Raw genomic sequence first — 24867 nt, 5'->3', positions numbered from 1 at the left:
GGGGGTTTTCCTATATGTCAGTTCCTTTCTGGACATTTCTCTTAAGGTTGAAAAACTCAGGATGACAACTCGGACAATTACGAAATTTTGAGACTTGGAGATTCTCCGATTTAGCAACCACAATTTGTTTGGGATTATTGAACCAAACCTAAACCTGCACCAACTTCCACTTGCCTCTATTAAATACCCAAGTACTCACGATAGCATGCAGTGAATGGCTGACCGCAATGGCGATAAAAACCCCCGTTGCGCCCAATCCGAAAGTCTTGGCAAGCAGGTAGGCAAAGGGAATCTGAAATCCCCAAAGGATGGCCAAGTTGATGATCGTAGGCGTCTTGGTATCTCCGGCACCGTTGAGCGATTGACTCATCACCATCCCATATCCAAAGAAAACATAACCCAAGCAAATGATCGTCAGACCCATTGTCCCGACAGCGATCACCCCTTCTTCCTGATTGAAAATCCCGATAAAAAACCCTGCCCCTGCGATGAAAATGATGGCACAAAACCCAAGAAATATGGCTGTCAGATGTGCCGCCAACCAAGCGGATTTTTCAGCCCTGCCCGGTTGCAAGGCTCCGAGATTCTGTCCTACCAATGTCGCTGCAGCATTGGAAAGACCAAAAGCAGGCAAGAGCGCAAAGATGATGATCCGCACTGCAATCGTATACCCGGCCAAAGCCACAGAACCTGATTCGGAAATGATCCTCATCAAAAAGATCCAGGAAGCGGATTCGATCAGAAACTGCCCCATGCCTCCTGAAGCCACTTTCACAATGGTAAGGACGGTTTTCCAATTCATATTGAGGCTGTCCCAATAGAACTTGATGATGGATTTGCCATTGAACAGGATATAAAACTGGTAAATCACACCGATTCCCCTGCCTGTAGTAGTCGCCCAAGCAGCCCCTTCCAATCCCATAGCAGGAATCGGTCCCAATCCAAAGATCAAAATGGGATCCAAAACGATGTTTATGGCATTGGCGATCCATAGTGTCCGCATGGCTACCGCGGCATTACCGGCTCCTCTGAAGATTCCATTGATCAGAAAAAGCAACATCACACAGACATTACCTCCAAAAATTATCTGGGTATACCGGTAGCCCTGCTCGATCACTTCAGGTTCTCCCCCCATCAAGGCAAGCATTTGCTTGGCATACACTACCCCAAGAACTGCCACTGCTACCGCAAAAAGCGAACAAACCAAAATGGCCTGAAATGCTGCTGCAGATGCTTCCTTGGGTTTCTTCTCTCCTATCCTACGGGCTACAATCGCTGTTGCGGCCATACTGAGACCGATGGCAATGGAGTAAATTATCGTCAAAACCGATTCAGTCAGGCCTACCGTTGCGACTGCGTGCACGCCCAGTTTTCCTACAAAAAAGATATCCACTACTGCGAACAGCGATTCCATCACCATCTCCAAAATCATGGGGATAGAAAGGTAGAAAATCGCTTTTTTGATACTGATATTGGTGAAATCCTCTTCAAGACCACTTACGGCCTGTTTGAAATGTTGGATGAAGTTCTTGATTGTCATATATGAAATAGCTTTCCCGTAGGGAGGTGAAGATAATAGACCACTGTCCCTTATGGGATTGGGCCAAAATAAACCGGAGAAAAATCAAGCCTTCATAATGACACAAAAATGGTAAAAAAATCAAAGAACCCAAAAGAGAATTAAACAAGTAATAAAAAATTAACGGTCTGAATAGCCGAAAGAAAATCCGATGGAGAAATAAAACCTGAGGTTTTCATCTGAATTGTTTTTTCCAACTCCTGCTATAATGGGTCCCAAAATCGATTTGTAAGTAATATCCACTCCATACCCAAATAGGTTGTTGGATTCCATTTCAGAAATGATGGAACCTTCCCCATTTTTCAAAGGAACATGTTCGCTGTATCCGACAAAATTTGCACCTGTCCGGAGAAAAATATTGTTGACAGGAATATACTGAAACTCCAAGCCCAATTTGGCAAAATTGGGAACGACCAATTCCCTGTAATTCAATCCCCAAATCCTGGTGTCATTGAACCTCACCCGCTGATGCCCGCCCGCTATAAATCCATCAAAAACCTTGAAAGCATTTTCATTGGAGAATGTCAGACCTGTAGCTGCAGTCGGCATAACCTGAAGGTTTCTTGCCAAAGGGAAGTATTTGATGTATTTGAAATAAAAAGCAAAATATCCCTTTGGTGTCAATAAGTCCGTGATGAAAGGGATATCTTCTTTAGGAATTCCCACCTGACTGTCGCCTTCCCCGATAAACAAAGTATCCACTCCATCATTGAGGTTGATTTTTAAATTGTTATTGAATAAATAAACAGGTTCGACGATCGCCTCTGCACCTCTCGTGGCGTAGTTTCGGTCGTTGAGAGAATTGCGGTAATACATAAACCGCAAGCCCATAAAATTACTGACGGCGCTTCTGACATCAGAAGGTGAACTGATATTGAATTTTGATTTTGCCTGGTTATTTTCATAGAATCCCCCAAAAACAAAAGTCTTGTTCAAGGATTGGGTAGAAAGGATATGGGCACCGACCCTGCTTTCCCTATTGACATTGATGTCTGTCTCTTTGCCAGCTTCATAGACGGGTGCCTCTTGGTTGAAGTAATTGACCTTAAAGTTGAAGGCATACTTTTTTTGAGGTCCGATGTATTTGTAATAGTCAAACCGAAACTTGGGGTTTTGGGAAATGTCCGCGAGGATGATGGATCGGGAGGATTTTCCCAATACATCCCTCATGGTGAGGTTGAGTAGGATGCCTGCGGAAAATTGGTTGTCATAATGGACGGAGGCGAAAAGAAGACTTTTAGGTTTTTCATTCGCCCGTATCACCAATTGATAAATGTCCTCACCTGTTTTGATCAGAGAATAATCCACCTTGTAAAAACCGTTGATCCCAAACACCCGGGACATCCCTTCCCTCAGTTCCTGCCTGGTGACTGTTTCCCCCGCCTTGATATTCAGCTTGGATTTGATCAATACATCAGAAAACAGATAGTTTCCTTTAACCTCGATGTCACTGATGACGATCGGGGCGACATCAAGCCCGATTCCGGGAGTGGGAACAAATACATCCAAGCTGTCCGCTAGGTTCTTGAATTTTTGAGCATGCTTTTGTCCGGCCAAATCCCCCAATTCCAGGATTTCGCGAAACTTGCTAAAGCTCCCTGTAGAGTAGTTTTTCAGGTCCGGCTTGATGTAAATATCCGTATCCTGAATATTTTGCCTCAGCCTGCTGTAGGATTTGGACATAGCTATCTGCATCAGGATCCCTGAAAAAGTACCGATATCTTTGGGATCCAGAAAATCCTCATCTCCGACATTGACACCGATGATGATATCGGCACCCATCTCTTTGACCACATCTACAGGAAAATTATTGACCACTCCCCCATCCACGACCATGGTGCTGTCCATATCAAAGGGGGTAAAAAATGTCGGTATGGCTATACTCGCCCGCAATGCATCATGGAGATACCCGCCTTTCAGCACGATGCCTTCTCCGGTTTTCACATCGGTGGTGATGCATCGAAAAGGTATCGGAAAATCATCAAAACTCTCAATGTTATTGGCAGGCCAGGTGTAATAATGCAAGGTCTCGGAGAGCATTTGACCATGAATCAAACCCGAGGGAAGTGAAACTTTCCCTTCAATCACCGGCAATTCAACAAGATACCTGTTGTAATATTCCTTTTCTTCAAATGAAATGTCATTGAATCCCACTCGGTTGGTGATCAATATATCCCAATCGATATTGAGAATAATTTGCTCCAGTTCATCCGCACTATACCCCAAAGCATACAAGCCTCCGACTACCGAACCCATCGAAGTCCCAACGATAAAATCAGGACGAATGCCGGCCTTTTCCATATAGCGCAAAATCCCCACATGGGCCATTCCTTTGGCACCACCACCACTGAGCACAAGTCCGATCTTGGGTCTGTCGGCATTCTCTTTTTCCTGGGCCTGAAGGAATAAAACGATGAAAATAAATAAGGAGGAAAGTAAAAGTTTCTTCATAAAGGTCTATTTGGGTAGCCAAAATCAGGAAAACCAAATATAAAATTTTAATCAATAATTTATTGAACGGGAAGGCTCAATACCATCAAAAAACCAAATTGGAAATGAAGAGAAAAACAAATTAATTAAAGGAGGTTCCAATCAGCCCTGAAAGGGCGAAACATCAATCCAATCACTCCTGAGACTCTGGACTCCTGGATATTATGATCAATGTTATAAGGTCAAATTTTCAAAATTGATTTTCATTAATTAAAATTTCGCCCCGTCAGGGCTACCTGCAAATGGCAATGTTTTTTTTACGATGGGCTTCACCCATCGCTAGGTTATCCTGCCCTTTCAGGGCTTAAAAACAGCATTGAATTTGAAAAAAAGGCACTCAACCCTTTGATTGTTGCTCTTTCTGGTCTAAAAAACTTTTCATCAAGTAACTTAAAAATTCCATAGAAATGAGTATTTCATAAGCCCTGAAAGGGCGAAATATCTCAGGGGTGGGTGCAGCCCATCCATAAAAAATCGAATGAGTATGGAAAGCCCTGAAAGGGCGAAACATCGATCCGATCACTCCTGAGGCTCTGGACTCCTGGATATTTTGATCAATTTTATAAGGTCAAATTTTCAAAATTGATTTTCATTAATTAAAATTTCGCCCCGTCAGGGCTACCGGAAAATGGCAATGTTTTTTTACGATGGGCTTCACCCATCGCTAGGCTATCCTGCCCTTTCAGGGCTTAAAAACAGCATTGAATTTGAAAAAAAGGCACTCAACCCTTTGATTGTTGCTCTTTCTGGTCTAAAAAACTTTTCATCAAGTAACTTAAAAATTCCATAGAAATGAGCATTTCATAAGCCCTGAAAGGGCGAAATATCTCAGGGATGGGTGCAGCCCATCCATATTAAATCGAATGAGTATGGAAAGCCCTGAAAGGGCGAAATAAAAATTTAATCAATTCAAAAAATCCATCATTTCAAAAGACATGTTCAATATCATTGATTTAAATCAGCCCTGAAAGGGCGAAATATCTCAGGGGTGGGTGCAGCCCATCCATAAAAAAATCGATGGAGTATGGAAAGCCCTTAAAGGGCGAAATAAAAATTTAATCAATTTTGAAACGAATCAATCCCACACAAACCTCTCATCGAACTCAACTTTGTATTTTTTCAAAAAGGCCCTGTATTCATCTTGAAATGTTTTCTTTCGATGATGGTCATGTTGGTTCTTAATATATTCTACGACAACATCAACCTGACTCGGATTTACTGAAAAAGAACCATAACCATCTTGCCAATAAAAGTCTTTTAATGTAAAATCTAAAGTTTTCATCCATTTCGAAGAACTTGATTTTAAATCTTCCATCAAATTGACTAATGAAACTTTTTTTGACAGTAAACAAAGGATATGAACATGATCAACATATCCACCAATGATAATGGGAGTACATTCATGGTTTTTACATATTCCCCCAAGGTAGCTATGCAATTGTTTTTCAAAAGGGTTAATAATCAGCGGGTATCGTCCTTTTGTACTAAAAATAATGTGGATATAATTTTTTACCAGAGATTGTCCCATATTCTATTCCGCCCTTTCAGGGCTGCCGTTTAATTTGATCCAACATTTGCGATGGGCTGTACCCACCGCTAGGTTATTTTGCCCTTTCAGGGCTTTGAAGTTTGTTTATTCCTCCTTAGGTTAAGTTTCAAAATAACTAAGTTGACAAAGTAATCCCTAGGATAATCGAATACTTAAACGTTTATCTTCATCTATTAAAAATTATGGATTCCGCCCTTTCAGGGCTGCCGTTTAATTTGATCATATATTTGCGATGGGTTTCACCCATCGCTAGGTTTTTCCGCCCTTTCAGGGCTTTGGCGATAATATTGGATACCCTTTTATCATTGTTGAAACGAAGAATTATTGAAGATTGGAATTTAGTGAAATCCATTTTTAATCTTAGCCCTGAAAGGGCAAAATATCTCAGGGATGGGTGCAGCCCATCCATCGTATAAATGTCCGATTCAGGTTAGCCCTGAAAGGGCGAAATAACCACACCATCGGGACACTAAAATTTCCTAATTCCCAAATCCATTATTTTTGCCATTTTTTAAAAATCTCCTATTGACTTCATTTTGGATAAACAATACCTTTAAGAAATGAGGCATTTAATTTTTTTTCACCATTAGACGTTAATCGGAAAAATATGAACAATGAAAAGCAACTTTTAAAATTCTCTGTTTATGGAGCCTTGTTTTTTGCTTTGCTTGCCATTATTTGGGGTGTCATCGAAAACTCTAAAATCATCCTTTTTGACGGGATTTATTCCCTGATCAGCGTTGGGCTTTCGATGATTTCCCTCTTCACAGCTTCCTTTATGGCCAAACAGGATTTTGACCGCTTTCCTTATGGCAAAGAGATGATCGAACCCATCATCATCCTTGGCAAATTCCTCGTCATTACTATCCTCTGTCTGTTTGCCTTTTTCTCAGGAGTATCGACTTTGCTTTCCGGAGGACAGGAAGTCAATGCCGGTTCAGGGTTGGTCTATGCATTCATTGCGACAGTGGGTTGCTATGTAGTTCATATATTCTTGGTAAAAAAACAAAAAGTAAACGGTTCCGGACTTGTAGAAGCAGAATCCCAACAGTGGCTGATGGATACTTTCCTGAGCTTGGCGGTATTGCTTGGGTTTGTACTGTCCCTTGGATTGGGCTATACCAAATACAGCCACCTGACGCCATACATGGATCCCTTGATGGTCATTTTGGTTTCGGGCTATTTTCTCAAAGTTCCGATTACCAACATGGGTTTGCAGATCAGAGAAGTACTCGACATGAAAGCCGACACCAAATACCTGGATCTTTGTCAGGAGATCGTCGCAGAAATCGAAAAAGAGTACCAATTCAAAGAATCTTTTTTGAGGGTTTCGAAGTCAGGCCCAAAGCTTTTTATCGAAATTGATTTTGTTGTTGCTCCCGAAGGATGGCAACCGAACCTTGCCGAACAGGATAATATCCGTGAAGAAATCCTGTCCAAAATGAAGCCTATCTCCCTCAAAAAATGGCTGAACGTCGCCTTTACCAATGACAGAAAGTGGGCGGTGTAGGTGGAACCGTCACCCTGAGGAACGAAGGGTCTCTTGGAGGAAAGTTGTAGTGGTTTGAAATGTTGTAATTGTTGTAATTGTTGTCTGCTTCGCGTTGTGGGGTTGTCTGGTTGCTAGGTTATGAGGTATTGGTTATTGGGTTATTGGGTTATTGGTTATTGGTTATTGGTTATTGGGTTAATTGTTTAACTGATACCGGTATATCCTGAGTTTTACTTCTCACCTCTCGCCTCTTAATACTTCGTACTTGGTACTTTGTACTTGGTTCTTCGTACTTGATACTTAAATTCCCTACTTTCACCCATGCTTAAAACCCAACATTACCTCCTACTTGTCATTTTTATTTTTTTATCCGCAATCCCTTCACCTTCACAGACCAGTTCCAAATGGTACCAAGTTTCTAAAATCGTCGATGGTGACACTTTTTGGATCATCAATGGGAAAAACGAAAATGAAAAGATCCGGTTGATCGGCGTCGATGCACCTGAATCAAGGAAGTCAGGAAAAAAGGAAATAGGATACTATGGCAAAGAATCAAAAATCTACCTTGAACAACTATTGACTGGTAAAAAAGTGCGGCTGGAATACGATGTCAGCAAATACGACCGGTACAAAAGAACTTTGGCCTACGTATATCTGGAAAACGGCACGTTTCTCAATGCCCATCTCATCAAAAACGGCTATGCATCCACCATGACTGTACCTCCCAATGTCAGGTATGCTGACCAATTTGTCCAACTCCAAAAAGAAGCAAGGGAGAAAAAAAAGGGTCTCTGGAAGTGAGTTTTCCCCTACCTGCCAAATCTGTAATATTTTTCAAGATCATGCTTTTTGCCTTTCAGCATAGCTACTATGATGTCCATCGCCTGAATAGAAAACGTGATGCCATTTCCTCCAAATCCCAATACAAACAAGGCATTTGTGTATTCGGGAGATGCCCCGATGTAAGGCAATCCATCTTTGGTCGCTCCGAAAGTTCCTCCCCAACTGAAATCCTCTATAAATCCATTTTCCGGAATGAGTTCATCAAGTTTTGACTGCAATTTTACATACTTTCTTTCCTTGATCTGCTGTTGAAAAAATGGAAAATTGGTGGAAGAATCTTCTCCGCCCACCAATAGTCTGCCATCGTCTGTGGTCCTCATGTAGAGATACGGGTTTGCTGTGTCCCATACCAAAACATCTTTTAGCTGCTTGGCGCAGGCTATCCCTTGTTCACTCACAGAAGCATAGGTATAAAAAAGGCTTGCGATTTTTTCCTTTAGCAATTCGGTAGATTCAAACCCCGTGCAATAGATGACTTTCCGGCATTTTACTGAAAATCCATCCATAGTCTGGAGCGTGACCCCATCTTCCCGGTGCTCGGTTTTTGTGATTTCGGTTTGGTCATAAATATCCATTCCCCTTTTGAAGCTGTGGTGGATCAATCCATGCGCCAATCGGTAAGCATCCACGCTCGCTGCTGTTTTGGAAAGGATCGCACCAAATGACCTGATCCCAAAGGTTTTCCATACTTGATCGGCTGAGAGCCAACTCACTCCCATCCGGTGCTTATTGCGCATTTCAAATTCTTCCTTGAGCCAATCCGCAGCATTTTCATCATGGGCTAGAAAAAGTGATTTTTTGAAATCAAAACCACATTCCAAGTTCAGGTTCGCCACCAAATCCCCGATCGTCCGGATGGCTTTGATTCCTGCTTTGTAGCAGGCAACAGCTCCTTTTTCTCCGATTTTTTTTGTGAGTTCTACAAGTGGTTCATCGATTTCGTATTGAAGCATACTGGTCGTAGCAGATGTACTGCCCTGACCGATATCCCTTTTGTCTATCAATACTACCTGATGCCCGGCTTCCAACAACCCATGGCTGACCAGGGCGCCTGTTATGCCGCCTCCGAGTACAACTATTTCGGTTTCAAGGTTTTTTTGAAGGGATGGATAACTGTGCAAAAGACCGTTTTTAACTAACCAAAAAGGTTCAAAAGTTCTGATTCTCATATTCTTCAAGTTTGCCGGCCTTTTCCAATAAAAAATAAAAACCATCCCAATTACCGGGATGGTTTTATGGCCTAAAATCAGACCATGCTTTTATGCAAATCTCTCATTTTTTTGATCTGATCGTGGTCTCCTTTGAGGGAAGCTCTTTGATCTGTCAATGTTTGTCTGACGTCTACGCTCATATGGGCATCTGAAGCAAAAGCCATATCATAAGCTTTTAACGCGGCATCTTCGCCGGATTCGCAAGATTCCAATATGCTCGTTCTGTCATTTACCGAAAAAACGGATTTGATACTCATCCATGAGCGGAAGATCTTTCCTGAAGTAGTGGTGCCTTCTTCCACGTTTCCACCTGCTGCTACAATGAGGTCACTCAATACCCTGACATGGTCGCTGCTGTTGGAAATCATTTTGGCAAAAAGCATTTTCAGATCAGCATCTTGAGTTTCTAATGATTCAATTGCATTTTGATAGCCTTCGATCCTGTCATTGTTGATCAATACAAGATCATTTAGAGCACTGCTCAATTCTTCTGAATGTGTCATGGTTAGTTTTGTTTAATGTTAGAACTATTTATCTGATAAGCCAGTCCCAACATTCAGACCAAGTTTCGGATAATTCCCAAAACCAAAAAATATTGCAATTATTCCCTTCAACTATATAAAATCCCGGAGCTGCCCACAGCATCTATCAACGAATACCAAAAACCGGGTACCCAAAAAAATCAGACTTTTAAAAGATTGTTTTTCCTCAACTCCCTCATCTGCTTGAAAAATGAGGGTGTAAGTCCCGTTACTTTCTTGAATTGATTGGAAAGGTGGGACACACTGCTGTAGTCCAGTTGATAGGAGATCTCAGTCAGGTTGAGTTCATTGTACAGCAGGAGCTCTTTGACTTTTTCGATTTTATTGAAAATGATGAACTGCTGAATGGTAATACCCTGTACTTCCGAAAAAATATTGGATAAATAGGTGTAATCATACCCCAGTTTGTCACTCATATGGTCTGAATAATTCACCTTCGGCATTGACTCCGAATGGTGGATCATTTTGATTACCTCATTTTTGATTTTGTCGATCAGGATGCTTTTTTTATCATCAAGAAGCTCGAGTCCGATTTTTTTTAAATTGTGACCCAGGGCTTCTCTCTTGGAAGCGGAGATTTTTTCAGGAATCTCCACTTCCCCCAGATTGACACTGGAATAGAGGATGTCCAGACTTTTGAGCTCTTCTTTGACAACCATGATGCAGCGCAGGCTGACCATGTACTTAATATGAATCTTGTGATTTTCCACTTTATTCTAAATATACCTAATTATTCCGCCATTAATAGAAAATTTTCTTTATTGAAGGGCGGATCCTGATACATATTTGCATAAGTGATCGCTTTTTCCAAGACTTTCTTTAATTTCTGGAAATCGTTAGGCTTATGGATGTATACATTTGCACCATTGAGGAAAGTCTCCTGCATGTCGTTTTCGGAAGAGGAGGTGGAATAAATCGCAACAGAAACTTCCCTGTACTTTTTGTCTGCCCTGATTTCCTTCAAACATTCCAAGCCGTTTTTTCTTGGCATATTGATATCGAGAAATAAGATGTGGGGAAGGCTATCGGCCTCGGTGCTTTGCATGAGGTGCATGAGTTCGTCCCCGTCATTGACGGTTTCGACAGATGTGCCGACATTGAGTTCATCAAAAGCCTCCCTGAACAACAGTCTATCGGCTTCATCATCATCTGCTAATAGGATTTTAATGGATTTTTCGTTCATTTTTTGGCTGGTAAATAGATATCTATGATAGTTCCTTTATTTATTTCACTTGTTGCATTAACAAAACCATTGTGGTTTTCTATAATCTTTTTGACAATGGCAAGTCCTATTCCCGTGCCCGGGTATTCATCTTTGCTGTGTAGTTTTTCAAACACCTCAAAAATTCTTTTGCTGTATTCCTGGTCAAATCCAATCCCGTTATCCGAAAATCTTATATGACAGTAAAATTTTTGGCTCAGATTCTCCACTGTTTTGATATCCTCCATCTTTACTATTTCTGAGGAGATGGTAATCTTGACAGGGTTATCAGGATTAGAAAACTTCAAAGAATTACTGATCAGGTTATTGAACAGTTGCCTGAACTGAAATGGAATCACACTGACCTCGCACATCTTTTTGATGGTAATGGTGGCTTTTTTTTCTGCCAATCCCTCTTTCATTTCCACCTGTACGTCATTGAGGATATCGGCGAGGGGAAGGGCTTCAAATTTCCTTTCGGCTGAATTGAGACTCGTAAAAGTCAACAGTTCCTCAATCAGCTTTTGCATCCTGTTGGCGGATTTCTGCATGTGTTGGAAGTAGACTTTGCCGGATGCAGATAAGTTGACCTCCTCTTTCTCCAATATCCTGTCGGCAAAAGTCTGGATCTTTCTGAGGGGCTCCTGCAAATCGTGACTGGAAATGTAGGCAAAAGCTTCAAGCTCTTTGTTCATTCTTCCAAGTTCATTGTTTTTTTCCGAAAGGGCCTTATTGGAAAGGTCAAGTTGCTTGGTTCTTTCCAAAACCGCCTTTTCGAGCTTTGCATTGTAGTTTTTGGTTTCCTTTATGTCTTTGGTATATTCTTCCAATTCATTCTTTTGAGTCTGCATGGCATCTGTTATATCGTTGAAAGAAAGTAAGATCAATTGCTCCCCGTGCCTTCTTTGGACTAGGCGGCTGGCATTGAGCAAAAAGACTTTTTCGCCAATCCTTGGAAAGGTATGCGTTATTTTGAAATTGCTGAAGGAGGAATTCTTGGGAATGATATGTTCGAGTAATTCCCTCAAACTCGGGATGTTCCATTGCTTTTCTTCCAGGTCAAACAACTTCTTTCCATCTATCTGGTCTTCTTTGAGTTGGAATATCCTGTAGAAAGATTTGTTGGCGGTCTTGATCTTCAGGTTTTTATCCAAGACGATCATGGGCTCATGAAGTGTGGCAATGATGGCATTGGAATAGTCGTAGGATTCGTGGAGCAGGTCATTCCGGGTTTGGAGTTCCTGGTTGGTCGTGACAAGCTCCTCGTTGGAGGATTCAAGTTCTTCCTTGGAAGTTTCGAGTTCCTCATTGACCGTCTGCAACTCCTCATTGCTGGAGACTACTTCTTCATTGGCGCTTTGCAATTCTTCTATAAATCCTTCCTGCTCTTGGGACAGTTCCATGGCATCTTGCTGTGACAAGGCAAGTTCCTCTTCCAGTTTTTTTATTTTTTGTTCTTTGATATTTAAAATCGAATCCGGATTTTCATCTTTCCCGTTTTTCTGATGAGACCCGGCGACTTGATCGTGTTGGGAGAAAACCACAAGCATCAGTTTTTCTTCATAATCTGTATTCAATGGTGCTACCTCGATGCTGATGACAAAAACAGTATCCTCGATACTCATCTCAATTCCGGTTTTCCGAATACGCCGATTGGTTTTTATGCATTTGGAAATCAGGCTTCTCAGGTGAAAAGCTATTTCCTTTCGCACCAGCTTGAGGATATTCAGGGAAGCCTTTCCTGAAAAATGACTCAGGTAAAGGTCCGTCTTTCCCCTGAATTGGAGGATTTCCATCTGTTGGTTGATGACTGCACAAGGGGGTAAAAATTCAGCCATAATCACTGCATCTATGGCTTGGTCCAGGTTTTTGCTGTTTTGCAAAGTATTGGCTTTGGTAATTCCGGCTTTGGAATCAGAATCTACTGTATGTTTTGTATGTTGGGTCTCTCCTTTTGGCATTCTTGAAGCTGATAATGGTATTTGGCGCCCTTCGGCGCTGCTTTTTCTTGAATAGATCCTGTACTTCTTATTGACCTCTGAAAATAAATGGGGTGAAGAACTGATGGTCTCTGCTTTGCCAAGCATCAGATATCCTGTTTCGTTCAATGCATAATGAAAGGTGGCCAAAACCCTTTTTTGTGCTGCCGAATCAAGGTAAATGAACAGGTTGCGGCAGCTGATAAAATCTATCCTCGAAAATGGCGGATCCTTCAGCACATTGTGCGGCGCATAGACACAGATGTCCCTGATTGTTTTGGAAATCCTGTAGCTGCTTCCTGATTTTGTAAAAAACCGCTGCAGACGTTTTGGAGAAACCGATTCCAGTTCATCCTTGGTATAGACACCGACCCTTGCTTTCTTGATCGCTTTTTCACTCAGGTCGGTCGCAAACATCTGAATGGGGTTATGGGTACCGGTATTTTCCTGTATTTCTAACACCATCATGGCGATGGACAATGCTTCCTCCCCCGAAGAACAGGCAGGAACCCACACACGGAAGGTTTCCTCACTGCTTTTGGACTTCAGAAGCTTGGGAAGAAGGGTCTCTTTCAGGTATTTGTAGATATCCGAATCCCGGAAAAAACTGGTTACATTGATCAGCAAATCCTGATAAAGGATATCCAATTCTTCTTTTTTTCCATTGATCAGCGCCAAATAGGACTTGAGGTCTTTTGCTTTGTTGAGGAGCATGCGCCTGAGTATCCTTCTTTTGATAGTCCTCATTTTATAGAGAGAAAAATCAACACCTGTGGATTTCAGAAGGCTTTTGATGATGGCTACCAATTCCGGATTTTCGTCGCTTATCAGGTCTTCTTCTCTTGCTTTCTTGCCTGAAATCTTAATCAAAGGATTTTGGCTGATCCTGTTCAATTCCAGGGCGATATCCTTCGGGGACAAAATAAAATCCACCGAACCTGCAGTAATCGCGGATTTGGGCATGCTGTCAAATTTTGCTGAGGTATCTTGGGCAAAGGTCAGTCCACCCTCCTGCTTGATCGACGTCATGCCGATGGTACCATCCGTGGCACTTCCGCTCAGAACGATACCAATGACATTTTCCCTATGGGTCTTTGACAGCGAGGTAAATAGAATGTCTATCGGAAAATTGAATTTGGGCGTTTCAGGTCGAGGGGATAAGATAATGTGGTCTTTTTCCACCGATATCTCCTTGTCCGGAGGAATGATGTAAAATGTATCGGGCGTGATCTGCACCTTGTTTTCAACCTCTCTTACCTCCATGGAGGTGATTTTGGCCAACAACGGCGTAAGCATACTCTTGTGGTCAGGGCTGAGGTGCTGCACAAAAATAAATGCCATGCCCGTATCCGGGGCAAGGTATTTCAACAATTCGGAAATGGCTTCCAATCCTCCCGCAGAAGCACCGATAGCAACAATCAGGAAATCCTCCTTCTGCTTGGGTTCCGGTAAAGGTACTTTCTTAATTTTCTTTGTTTTGGATAGTTCCATGCCGGTTTTCGATTTTTATTCGGTAGCCTAGGTCAGCATCAGCAAGAACATATGTGATGTAGGTAAATTCTACAGGATTAAGTTACGACTTCTATACCCCGAATCATAACCACTCATACAATATGTACAAGCTCATTCTCTGCATTTCTTAATAATTTGGTTTATGGAGAGAAAATCAGGGAGTCCTTCACCTTACCTGATCAAAATGATCCCACCGAATGCAGGAAGATCCACCAAAACCGAATAAGGCTTGCCTTCAAAAGGTCCCTTGGCATCAACGGACAAAAACTCTGTCCCTGAAAAATCCTCATCATACCCTTTCCAGCCGCTGTTGAACTTGACATGCCATTTGCCACCATGGGATATCCCGATTTTGTAATCATAGTATTCCCGGTCGGAAAAATTGAGGATTACCAATACCGGCCGGTCTCTAAAATCCCTGTGGGTCCTGCTGAAAGCCAATACGAGCGTTTCCTGATTGAAATGCAGCGTTTCGATCGCATGACCGTTCAGACCTACCATTTGCGGGTTCCTACCGTTCCTCATATTGATGAGGTCTTTGTACATCCTTGAAATCCCGTTGAAAGTTGACTGGATTTCCCAGTTTAAAGGGACATCATCTGTGAAGTGCCCGTTGGTAATAAATTCCTGTCCCTGAAAGATCATCGGAATCCCCGGGGCTGTCATCAGCGCTATGGCAGCCAAAGTGGATTTTTTCTTGGGATATTCCCCATCGGCTTCCCCGGGATGGATTTCTTCGGGCAGGCGGGATGAACCGTTGGCCACCTCATCATGGGATTCAGTGAAAATCACCCTTTGGAAAACATCGTTGTTGAAAGAGAAAAACAGGGATTCGACCACCATTTGGAGGTTCCGGTGACGGTCATCAATTTCAAGGATCACCCCCCTGATATGGTTTGCAAAGCCAAGGCCCCATTGGGAGTGAAAGCCAAGGCCATTGTGCATGATGTCAGAAGTAACCACAGGATCCGCTTTGAGGTCTTCCGCGATCAGGATTTTGCCGGGAAATTTATCCCTGATTTCTTCATTCAGTTGCTGCAAAAATCGATAGCCATCATCTAACTTGGCATTGTTGTGAGGGTTTTCATTTTCCAAAAACCGGATAACGGCGGTGGCATCCAACCTCAACCCGTCACATTGGTAGTCGTCGAGCCACATCATGGCATTGTCCCGGAGGTAGTTTCGTACTTCCTTTCTGCCGTAATCGGGGCGGTTTTCACCCCAAGGTGTCTTGGCCCTCTCGTCGTTGTAGAAATAGATGCCGCCGAGATCATTTTCCTGCCAACCGTCAAACTGCCAAATGTCAATATCCGAAGGACCAAAATGGTTGTAAACCACATCCATGATCACGGCCATGCCCCTGATATGGGCTTCGAAGATAAAATGCTTGAGCCCTTCCGGTCCGCCATATGCCGACTCGACGGCAAAAGGATGTGCGGGATTGTATCCCCAGGATTCATCTCCGGCAAACTCCATCACCGGCATGATTTCTATGGCATTGATGCCCAAATCTCTGATATAATCCAATCTCTGTACTGCGGAATAAAAGGTTCCCACGCCTCCGTTTTCTATCCCATCCCTGTTGAATGTCCCGATGTGCATCTCATAGATCACGAGTTCATTGAAGGAAGGAATTTGAAACTGATGGTCTTCCCGGTCTCTCTTCAGGTCTATGACAATGGAATTGCCCATGCTGTTGGTCAATTTCCGGGCATAGGGATCGTTTTTAGTGATTTTGTTTTCTCCGTTGTAAAGGATGTATTTGTATTCATCGCCTTCATGGGCAGCATCCACATGCACCGCCCAATAACCGTCATTTTCGTGTTTCAACTGGTATTCATCGTCTTTCCAGCCATTGAAGCTGCCCATGACAAAAACGCTGTTGGCATTGGGGGCCCAAACCCTGAAGGTCACACCTCGTAAGCCTACGACGGCTCCCATTCCCTTGTTTCCTATCTCCTTCATTCCTGTTGTTTATTAAAATATTAAGAAAAAAATGTTCCTTATTGAGAAGGTCTCGAAAAAACATCAATATCCTATCATAAGGTAATATATTCCTGTATAGTTCCAATTGCTACCCTTCGGTCTTTATTTCCTCGTCCCCTTTCTCGACGATGATATCCTTCTCGACGACTTTCATCGCAAAATCAGAAGGATGAACCGCCGCCTCATACTTCTCCGCATACACCCTGGTAAATGCCGCCCCAAAGAACAATATCAAACAGGAATAAGACACCCAAAGCAAAATCAGCACCACGGAACCTGCCGCACCATAGACCGAAGCCGGATCCGCGGCCCCAAAGTAGAGGCTGAGCAGAATTTTCCCCAGATTGAACAACAGTGCTGTCATAAATCCCCCCAACCATACCGACCTCCACCTGATCTTCATGTCAGGCATAAACCTGAATATCAACACAAACAGAAGCCCGATGACAAAAGTGGACAGGGCAAAATCAAAGAACTGGGCTATAAACACAAAAGCAGGCTCCCAAAGCCTGGACAGAAAACTGCTCAGCAGCGTCAGCGCCGTGGAAACCACAAAACTGATGATCAACAAAAAAGCAATGACCATCACAAAGGCAAGGCTCAATGCCCTGTCTTTGATGATTTTCCACCAACCGGCGTCCGGGTCCACCTTGACACTCCAGATCTCATTCATCGAGATCTGAAGCTGGTAAAACACACCCGTAGCACCGAATACCAACACCGCCACACCCATCACGGTAGCAAAAACCGTCCTGTCATCCTTACTCGAATTTTCGATGATGGAGACGACAGACTCCGCAGCACCCGGACCGATGGCCTCCGAAATCTGCCCTGTAATCTCCCCCTGCACGATCTCCTGTCCCCAAAATGCCCCGACGGCATTGATGACGACGACAAGCAGTCCCGGCAAAGACAACACCGCATAGTAGGCCACGACGGCGCCCAATCTCCAGGGATTGTTTTTATTCCAAAGCTTCCCCGCTTCCCACAACAGGCCGGGCAGGTGTCTGATTTTGAATCTATTTTCTTTATGCATTTTGTCTAATTGATTTGGGCCAAAAAAAACCTGTCCCGGCCCCCGGCTTTGAACAGCCGCAGTAAACAGGAGCATTAACCGTGCCTCAAAGGAAAATGGAGGTGAATTTGTGGTGGAAGGCAGACAAAAAGAAAAAGCGGTTATCCGAAACAATTCAGGATAACCGCTTTTTGAAAATGGTTTTTATGTAAAAACAGTTTTAGGGGATATTGATAAAAATACAAGGAAAGGAGGGGGAAAAATGGGCAATAAGTTTTGCGGTGTTGCTTTGATTTCGGTCTCAAGGTTAAAACAATTGATTCCCAAACTTATTTTTAAAGAAATTAACCTGAACCAAATACCTTGTCGCAAACGAAAGCCTTTCAGTTTCCTTGTTGGTTTGTAGTTCAATTAGGAAATCAATTGGGATCATTTTCTGGGTTGGTAGTAGTATTGAAGTATTGAGTAGTATAAAATGGCCCTAGCCATTGCAAGTGCGGAATTTTGAAACCGGTCCCTTGTCCACCAGACCGAACCTTGTTTAATTGAAATATCTTAATTTTTAAGCAATCAGCCCGAATTTGCTAAAGCGGATGTTGTAGCGATTTTTTTATTAATTTTTTCAATTTTTCGTCTTCTTATCCATTGAGTAACAGCAAATGAAATTATCAGGGTTAACCAAAGCCAATAGTCATATTTGAATGCCCATGTCACGAACGGAGGGACAATTATTATCCATTCGAGTAGGAGAATGAAATCAGTTTTGGTCTTTGTCATGTTGAACCCAATCGAGTCCATAATTATTAATGCTACATAAAATCCGACCAAAAACATTAGTCCGTAACCGAATATCAAAAAGAGAATCATTATCAGGTTAAGAAAAAGTGCCTGTGTCCACGTTTCGGTCGTATAACCTTCTAGTCCAAAGAAACTGAAAAGGATCAAACTAAAAAGGGTCGTCACGTAAAACCCAACAAGGTGCACCCAATTTGTCGAGATTATTTTTAATGTCCGTTTCAACCTTTTCATGTGATCTCTTTGTCCATAGTCTTCTTTTTTAAATACGCTGCAACGTTTTTCCCTTGACGCAGTAGCGGATTTCGTAGCACTTCAATATCAATTAAGAACAAACTTTGATAGAAGCACAAAGCTTGATTTAATCACTGAACCGCCACTTTTGGGTAGGTGCTGTTATGAGCCGTATTTATTTTCTTAGTCAATGTGTTTCAGTAATTCGTTAATGTCTTCTGTTGATGAAATTCCTTTTTCTGTCGCAATGAACGAAAGTAAAGTTATTTCAGAGTTTAATTCACTCGCAGCTTTAATTTTATGGTGTCCGTCTAGTATGTAGTGAGCAATGCACCAATGCGAAGTAAATTCAGGTTTGATGTCATCGTCAGGCCAAACAGCAGGCTCTTTAATGTCTAAAATTGTCAGGCTAATAGCTGTCGGTTTGTTGCCCTTTAAAATTTGTTCTTTATAAAAGTCAACTCGTGTTTGGTCAATATTATCAGGCGATGTCAACGGAATAAAAAATTCAAATATTTTTCTATCGTCACCGATTTCCTTGTCTGTCCCACGATAGTAATTTACTTTGGGCGAATGCGGAACGCCATAGTATCCGTCTATTCCCCATAAGTCAACTTGTTCCTTTGCGAAATAGTCGCTTGGTTGTCCAACAACTGTAAATTTTGGAATAATTGTCAGCAGAGCTATTTCGTAAAACCCGTTGGGAATTATTTCTCTTAAAATTTCAATTGTATTGTCGTCAATGGAAGTAAGTCCAACATTTAGTTTCTCAATGACCTCTTTGGGATTGATTGATTTCTTATTGTCAATTAGTTTTTCAAAAAAGAATGAACAAGTCCCACAAACATTTCCAATGTGATAGATATTTTGTCCGTTTACAGCAATAAATCTGTCCCATACTTTCCCCGAATCACCACCTGTCGTCTCAAATGTCAGAGGCGAAGTTGATGATATAATTTTTATCGTTCGTTTGTTAAGTATTCGTTTCAAAATATGGCACATAACGATTGTAATCAACAAGACTTGTTGATACCTACCTCTTCCGGCTTTTATCAACAATATTGTTGTAATTTTCAATTACCTAAACTTAATTGCTTTTAGTTGGATATCCAAAGGATCATGGTCGGGAAAAAATTCGACTATCCGACTTTACCCCCATCCCCCACTTGCTGACTTTGCACGCATCTTTGTCCAAAGCGACTCACCAATCAGGCCTATTATAAAAAGCTGAAATGGTTGTGATGATCAATTCCCATTTATTCAATCACCGTCAAGGGAAATCCAAAAAAAACCAAGTAAGGAAAAGGCTTTGTCGTATTTCAACCGGTCTAGTTTAATAATACCTCAATTCAGGCGGCGTTCTTTCAGGGCTTCCTCCAAATCCTTATTCCCTTTTGGATTTTTAACCAGTTTGTAAATGAAAACGATGGGGATCAACATGGGTATAAAAAATCCCAAACGCTTTTCCTCAGACAGACCCCAACCTACCAATCCGAAAATGAGGATTCCGGCAAGAAAGCCAATTGCGCTTGCGTGAAAGATTTTAGATTTATTTAGTTCCTTTCTTTCGACCAACAGTTCTTCATCTGTCATCTCGTTGTAATTCTTTTTTTCCATATCAGTGTGGTTTTGAGGTTTTGTTAAGTACTAAGGTTAAGTTCTCAAAAATTTGAGATTTTCCAAATATACCATCGGTCAGCTTTTATTGAGGTTGTAAGAGGACAAGGTGTCTTGTTGAATTTTCTGTAACCCAGGTATTTCCTTAGGTCTTGTTCGATTGATTAATTTTTACTTTTCTTCTTCGTTTTTTATTTTCATCACGAACCAATAATATCCATAAAGTGCTTCAAGTTTCTTAGGAATTTCTGTCAAGTCAGTTTTTGTAGCTGATTCAAAGTCTGTAAGAATAATGTGGCTTTGATTTCTATCGTTCCATTCGTAGGATTTCAACGTTTCCAATGAATTATTTACCCATTTGAATTCAAAAAACTCTGTTTCTCCCGGTTGCCCATAGGTCATGCTGTATGTCTGAAATTGGTCTGGATAGAATGTCGGATTCGGTATTTCTACTTTTTTCGAAAATTTATCAGTTTGTTCATCATAAATATAACAGTCATAAATGTCCGCTAAACAGCAGCCTGAAGATGGATACCAATGAATCGCTAGGTCAATTACTCTATCTCCATTAATGTCAAAAATTGAATCTTTCACAAAGTTGATCCAATGGACAGACTCGGTGAAAATTGGTTCCAAATACTTATCTTCTTCTGAGTAAACATGGATATAAGTTTCTAAGCGAGTAGAAATCCTTATATACTTGTGATTAACTGATTTTGAAAACAAATGTCCAGAAAGGAAGGTTAGCGAGTCTTTTTCAACGTTTTCTTTTTGATTCTGAATCAAATCTGAAATCATTTTCGCTGTCTTCAGGCTGTCTTGCTCGACTTGACTTAAAGAAAAATCTGTCAGTCCCAAAAAAATCGATATGGTCAATAATATTTTGTTCATTTTCATTAGTACCAGCGTAAGTCGGCTAGGTGAAGAAATCGTTTTTTAATATTAAACTTCATTATATGCACAATCCCGATCTATCAGAATGAATTCAGCAACCCGCACTTGCAGGAGAGAATTTAAGGATTTGGCACTTGGCCAAGAGGCAGATTGCGGAGCATAAAGCTGTCAAAACATCTCAAAAGTTGATGCGAGATAGGAAGTTTAATTTACCACGTCACCTGCCATTGAGCCAAACGCCTGTTACCACATGTTTTTTATTTTTCTTTTATAGCTTCTTCTATTAATTCTCCATTTTCATAAACGGCCATTTTTTCGACTTTCCCTCTATTTTTTATAAACTTGATTTGAACATTATTCTGGTTTAAATAGAATGTATCCTCAGTTTCTGCTAGCATATCATTGCTCCACACTTCTTTTTCATCCACCAAATCCATTATTCTAAGAGCTTTTCCTTCTTGTTTGATGTTAATCATTCTGTCAGAGGCTTGATAGTTTCCCACGTATTGTTCAAGAATTTCATCATCAAGCTGAATTTTACCGTATGGAACATGATTATAACTTATTGTTCTTGCCAGTTTCCATTCATTTTTGTCAAACCTCCAAATACTTGTGAATTTAGCTTTTGAAACAGGTTTACTGGTATTCTCATCTATAACGAGGTGAAAAATATGTTCTCCATTTTCAATAGCTCCATAATTTGCAATAGGATATACTTCAAGACTTTCTTTTATAAGCTCCCTTTTAATTTGCTGTCTTTCTCTTTGTTCTCCACAAAACAAGCTCATTGACTCCATTTCGCTTGCTTTAGAAACTGTTAAGCCTTGTTTGTCGTGATAGAATTCATAGTCAAAGGCTAAAAAAGATTCGTACTTCTTAAGGTCACATTCATTCAGGGCTTTAAAAAAGGTATAGTCAAGCTTTGAAATAGTATCATATAATTCTCCACTTTTTTAAGCAAAGCTTTCTACGCAAATTATGAAGGTGAATATTGCTATCAGTCTTAATCGCATCATTTTTCAAATTTGTGGTAACAATTGTATATCAACTTGACTTGTTGATATCTACCCAAATCCGGCTGCTATCAACAATTTTGTTGTTGTTTTTCAGTTAGCTAAACTTAATTGCTTTTAGTTGGATATCCAAAGGATCATATCCGATAAAAAGTCGGAATATATGCCTTTACCCTAATCCCCCACTTGCTGACCTTGAACCCTTCTTCGTCCAAATCGAAGAAACTATCAGACCTATCATAAAGGCTGAAATTCCTGTGAAAAGCTGGTCTATCTTATGAACGTTTTGCCGCTTTGCGAAGGGGACGATTTTACCACCAAAACTTCATACGAAGCCACGAACTTCAAACTTAATAAAAACTGTCATTCGAAGCACTGAACCTCCACTTTTGCAAAGCCCGCGTCGGTGGATGGTGTTCCTGTCATTCACTTATTTTTAGTACAACATTTCCTTTCTTTCTCCCCGTGTCGACATACCTGTGGGCAGCTACAACTTCATCTATGGAATATGTTCTGTCTATAGTTGCTTTATATCTTCCCTTTTCAAATAGCTCCCGTAAAAAATTCAGTTGTTCAATTTCTTCAGATGCCATTTCAAAACTTTCAACAGACTTAAAAATCCCTCCATGGTTTAACAAATGTCCACATTGCTTTTTGGTGATTTTGCCCACTGCATCAAAAACAACATCAAACTTTTCAGCAGTTTTTGTATAATCTTCTTTGTTGTACAGGATGATCTTATCAGCACCAAGTTCTTGGACAAGTTCCTTCCCTTGTTCGCTGCAAACGGCCGTAACTTCGGCGTTATGGTATTTTGCTATTTGTATAGCCGCTGTTCCTACAGCCCCTGTTGCCCCATAAACCAATATTTTTAAGTTTGCTTTTTTTGAAACTTTAGCTTTTTCTAAAAAGTAATAGGCAGTCTGACCTCCAAAACAAATTGCTGCTGCCTCTTCAAATGTTGCGTTGGATGGCTTTTTGACAACAACACTTTTATCTGACACCGCTATATATGCTGCATAGGTGCCAAAATTAAAACCTGTGATACCATACACTTCATCACCAATTTTAAAATTGCTTACATTTTTTCCTACTTGCTCTACTATGCCGGAAAACACCGTCCCCAAAATAGGTTTACGTGGTTTAGAAAAACCAAGAACGAAACGCATTACTGTTTTCATAAAGCCTTTGACATCAAGCGCTCTAACCCTTACATCTCCGGAGTTGACGGCAGTAGCAACTATTTTGACAAGAATCTGACTGTCTTTGGGTATCGGTTTAGGGACATCCCGAATTTGCAAAACTTCAGGTGGTCCGTATTTGGTGCAAATAACTGCTTTCATTTTATTGTAGTTTTAAAGATTATGTATGTACGCAATTATGCCATAAGGTTTGGGAACCATAATAATTCTCGTCTGAGGACTGAAATGCCCGGTACATCCCTGCCCGACGACAGGCGGGGGTCTTCCGTCTTCTGTCTTCGGTCTTCGGTCTTCCGTCTTCCGTCTTCCGTCTCGATTGAAGAAGAATAATGGGTTACTGGCAAAGAAGCGTATAATAGTGAAGATTAAAGATTAAACCCAAAATGCAGTCCAAATTCAAACGTGTATTTTGGCCACTTGTCATCTTTTTGTTTAAAACCGTCAGGCATTTCAGTGTGAAAAGGTCGGCCGGCAATACCAAGTGATGGTTCTATAAAAAACCTGTCTTTAAAGAGTTTAATATGATAGCCAACCCGATTCGTATTGAATATATGGAAACCGTTGTCAATTTTTACTCCGTTATCATTCATAAATGTTTGCCACATAGGCATGACATGTACTGCTACGTACAGACCTTTCCAAAAAAACCGTTGATAAGCAAGGCCAATACCATATTCTCTTACATAACCGGGAAATTTTTCTTCAGGTGTTCCGTAGGCCTGATTAAATATAGGGTTGATACCAAGTGGCCAGGCATATTTCCAGGTTATGAGTTCAAGGGAAATCACATCCTTTCCTGTAATGCGATGGCCTAGATTAAGTTGAACGAATTCGGGGTTGTTTGTGGTTGCAAAATTGCCCAACAAAAACAAGGTACTTCCCACAAAAAACTTTCTGTAAGTACTGTCTTGTTTGTCATACTGTGCTTTCACCTGTAAGCTGCCTGCTAAAATTAAGGCAAGTCCAATCCATAAAATCTTCTTTTGCATATCTTTTTTAATTGATGTTAAAGGATAATGCAAAGGTGGATTGGCAATAGACTTCAAATCGTTCACTTAAGTGAAGAAATGATTTACGCTTTACTTTTTTCTAAGATTCTTGCTCTTAATCTACTCAGTGATTGTGGTTTTATACCCAAGAAACTTGCCAATTGGTGTTGTGGCACACGTTGAATCAGGTCCGGTCTGTTTTGCAGTAAGTTCAGGTATCTTTGTTCAGGGGATGAAGTCTTAAACTCGTCAAAATTGATTTGGTGTTTGGCCAACGTTTCTTCTGACAATATTCTACACATCAGTTCAAATTTTGGAGACTTGGAAAAAATTTCAATATCCATTTTTGGGTTTCCAACCGTCAGGATGGTATTCTCTTCACAACTTATAAAATATTCAGACGGAGCATTATTGATGGCACAATGGGGTGTTAGAGCGTCCATTTCTGTAAAAAAGGCGGTAGTTTTTTCTTCACCGTTGATGATGTAATACTTCCGTAAACATCCCTTTAGGATAAAATAGACATCCTGCGATTTCTGTCCTTCTTTGAGTAAAATAGTCCCCTTCTTGACAGTGCGGAATATGTCTAACGAAAGCATTGCCTCCTTCTCCTCCTCAGTCAGGGAAATGTATTTTGATATAAAGTCAAATAGAATGTCGTGCATTATAGTATGATGTTGTTATTGTTGTCTGTCACACTTGCTATCAACGGGATTCAGCTTGG

19 protein-coding genes are annotated in these 24867 nt (G+C 41.1%); 2 read left to right on the top strand and 17 right to left on the bottom strand.

The window, feature by feature from the left end:
* Nucleotides 1-148 precede the first annotated feature (148 nt).
* The 3 genes from DQW11_RS11985 to tnpA form a co-directional block, all read right to left on the bottom strand.
* On the bottom strand, nt 149-1540 hold the full coding sequence (locus tag DQW11_RS11985) for an MATE family efflux transporter (RefSeq protein WP_113924321.1): 1392 nt from the start codon (nt 1538-1540) through the stop codon (nt 149-151).
* 159 nt (nt 1541-1699) lie between these two features.
* On the bottom strand, nt 1700-4030 hold the full coding sequence (locus DQW11_RS11980; protein ID WP_113924320.1) for a patatin-like phospholipase family protein: 2331 nt from the start codon (nt 4028-4030) through the stop codon (nt 1700-1702).
* 1114 nt (nt 4031-5144) lie between these two features.
* A complete protein-coding gene (tnpA, locus tag DQW11_RS11975) occupies nt 5145-5597 on the bottom strand; it encodes an IS200/IS605 family transposase (RefSeq protein ID WP_113924319.1) in 453 nt (150 codons plus the stop codon).
* Nucleotides 5598-6225: 628 nt separating this feature from the next.
* Between tnpA and DQW11_RS11965 the strand changes: the two genes are divergently transcribed.
* Entirely contained in the window at nt 6226-7128 is a 903-nt protein-coding gene (locus DQW11_RS11965) for a cation diffusion facilitator family transporter (protein WP_113924317.1), read from the top strand.
* A gap of 303 nt (nt 7129-7431) precedes the next feature.
* Complete coding sequence (locus DQW11_RS11960) at nt 7432-7911, top strand: thermonuclease family protein (RefSeq protein ID WP_113924316.1); 480 nt, start codon at nt 7432-7434, stop codon at nt 7909-7911.
* A gap of 8 nt (nt 7912-7919) precedes the next feature.
* Here DQW11_RS11960 and DQW11_RS11955 read toward each other — a convergent pair whose 3' ends face one another.
* The 14 genes from DQW11_RS11955 to DQW11_RS11885 all read right to left on the bottom strand — a co-directional run bounded on the left by DQW11_RS11955 (nt 7920) and on the right by DQW11_RS11885 (nt 24808).
* Nucleotides 7920-9122, bottom strand: a complete 1203-nt coding sequence (locus DQW11_RS11955) for an NAD(P)/FAD-dependent oxidoreductase (protein ID WP_113924896.1) — start codon at nt 9120-9122, stop codon at nt 7920-7922.
* Between the two features lie 77 nt (nt 9123-9199).
* On the bottom strand, nt 9200-9667 hold the full coding sequence (locus DQW11_RS11950) for a ferritin-like domain-containing protein (protein WP_113924315.1): 468 nt from the start codon (nt 9665-9667) through the stop codon (nt 9200-9202).
* A gap of 179 nt (nt 9668-9846) precedes the next feature.
* Nucleotides 9847-10416, bottom strand: coding sequence for a helix-turn-helix domain-containing protein (locus DQW11_RS11945; protein WP_394337145.1), 570 nt, complete (start codon nt 10414-10416; stop codon nt 9847-9849).
* Between the two features lie 20 nt (nt 10417-10436).
* Nucleotides 10437-10889: a response regulator gene (locus tag DQW11_RS11940; protein ID WP_113924313.1), complete on the bottom strand. Its 453-nt coding sequence runs from the start codon at nt 10887-10889 to the stop codon at nt 10437-10439.
* Nucleotides 10886-14377: a CheR family methyltransferase gene (locus tag DQW11_RS11935; RefSeq protein ID WP_113924312.1), complete on the bottom strand. Its 3492-nt coding sequence runs from the start codon at nt 14375-14377 to the stop codon at nt 10886-10888. Before DQW11_RS11935 ends, DQW11_RS11940 begins: the two co-directional genes overlap by 4 nt.
* A 192-nt stretch (nt 14378-14569) precedes the next feature.
* Nucleotides 14570-16363: an alpha-amylase family glycosyl hydrolase gene (locus tag DQW11_RS11930; protein WP_113924311.1), complete on the bottom strand. Its 1794-nt coding sequence runs from the start codon at nt 16361-16363 to the stop codon at nt 14570-14572.
* 109 nt (nt 16364-16472) lie between these two features.
* Entirely contained in the window at nt 16473-17420 is a 948-nt protein-coding gene (locus DQW11_RS11925; RefSeq protein WP_113924895.1) for a YihY/virulence factor BrkB family protein, read from the bottom strand.
* Nucleotides 17421-18611: 1191 nt separating this feature from the next.
* Entirely contained in the window at nt 18612-19505 is an 894-nt protein-coding gene (locus tag DQW11_RS11915) for a BTB/POZ domain-containing protein (protein WP_113924309.1), read from the bottom strand.
* Nucleotides 19506-19772: 267 nt separating this feature from the next.
* A complete protein-coding gene (locus tag DQW11_RS11910; protein ID WP_113924308.1) occupies nt 19773-20045 on the bottom strand; it encodes a hypothetical protein in 273 nt (90 codons plus the stop codon).
* A 171-nt stretch (nt 20046-20216) separates the two neighbouring features.
* Nucleotides 20217-20942, bottom strand: coding sequence for a hypothetical protein (locus DQW11_RS11905; protein WP_113924307.1), 726 nt, complete (start codon nt 20940-20942; stop codon nt 20217-20219).
* A 254-nt stretch (nt 20943-21196) separates the two neighbouring features.
* Entirely contained in the window at nt 21197-21868 is a 672-nt protein-coding gene (locus DQW11_RS11900; RefSeq protein WP_113924306.1) for a nuclear transport factor 2 family protein, read from the bottom strand.
* Nucleotides 21869-22374: 506 nt separating this feature from the next.
* On the bottom strand, nt 22375-23295 hold the full coding sequence (locus DQW11_RS11895; RefSeq protein WP_113924305.1) for an NAD(P)-dependent alcohol dehydrogenase: 921 nt from the start codon (nt 23293-23295) through the stop codon (nt 22375-22377).
* Nucleotides 23296-23519: 224 nt separating this feature from the next.
* Nucleotides 23520-24143, bottom strand: coding sequence for a hypothetical protein (locus tag DQW11_RS11890; protein ID WP_113924304.1), 624 nt, complete (start codon nt 24141-24143; stop codon nt 23520-23522).
* 83 nt (nt 24144-24226) lie between these two features.
* Nucleotides 24227-24808, bottom strand: a complete 582-nt coding sequence (locus tag DQW11_RS11885; protein WP_113924303.1) for a Crp/Fnr family transcriptional regulator — start codon at nt 24806-24808, stop codon at nt 24227-24229.
* Nucleotides 24809-24867: the final 59 nt, after the last annotated feature.

It is taken from the genome of Cognataquiflexum aquatile, from assembly GCF_003316845.1.
GTDB classification, from domain to species: Bacteria; Bacteroidota; Bacteroidia; order Cytophagales; family Cyclobacteriaceae; genus Cognataquiflexum; species Cognataquiflexum aquatile.
This window is presented reverse-complemented; position numbering and strand designations above follow the sequence as displayed.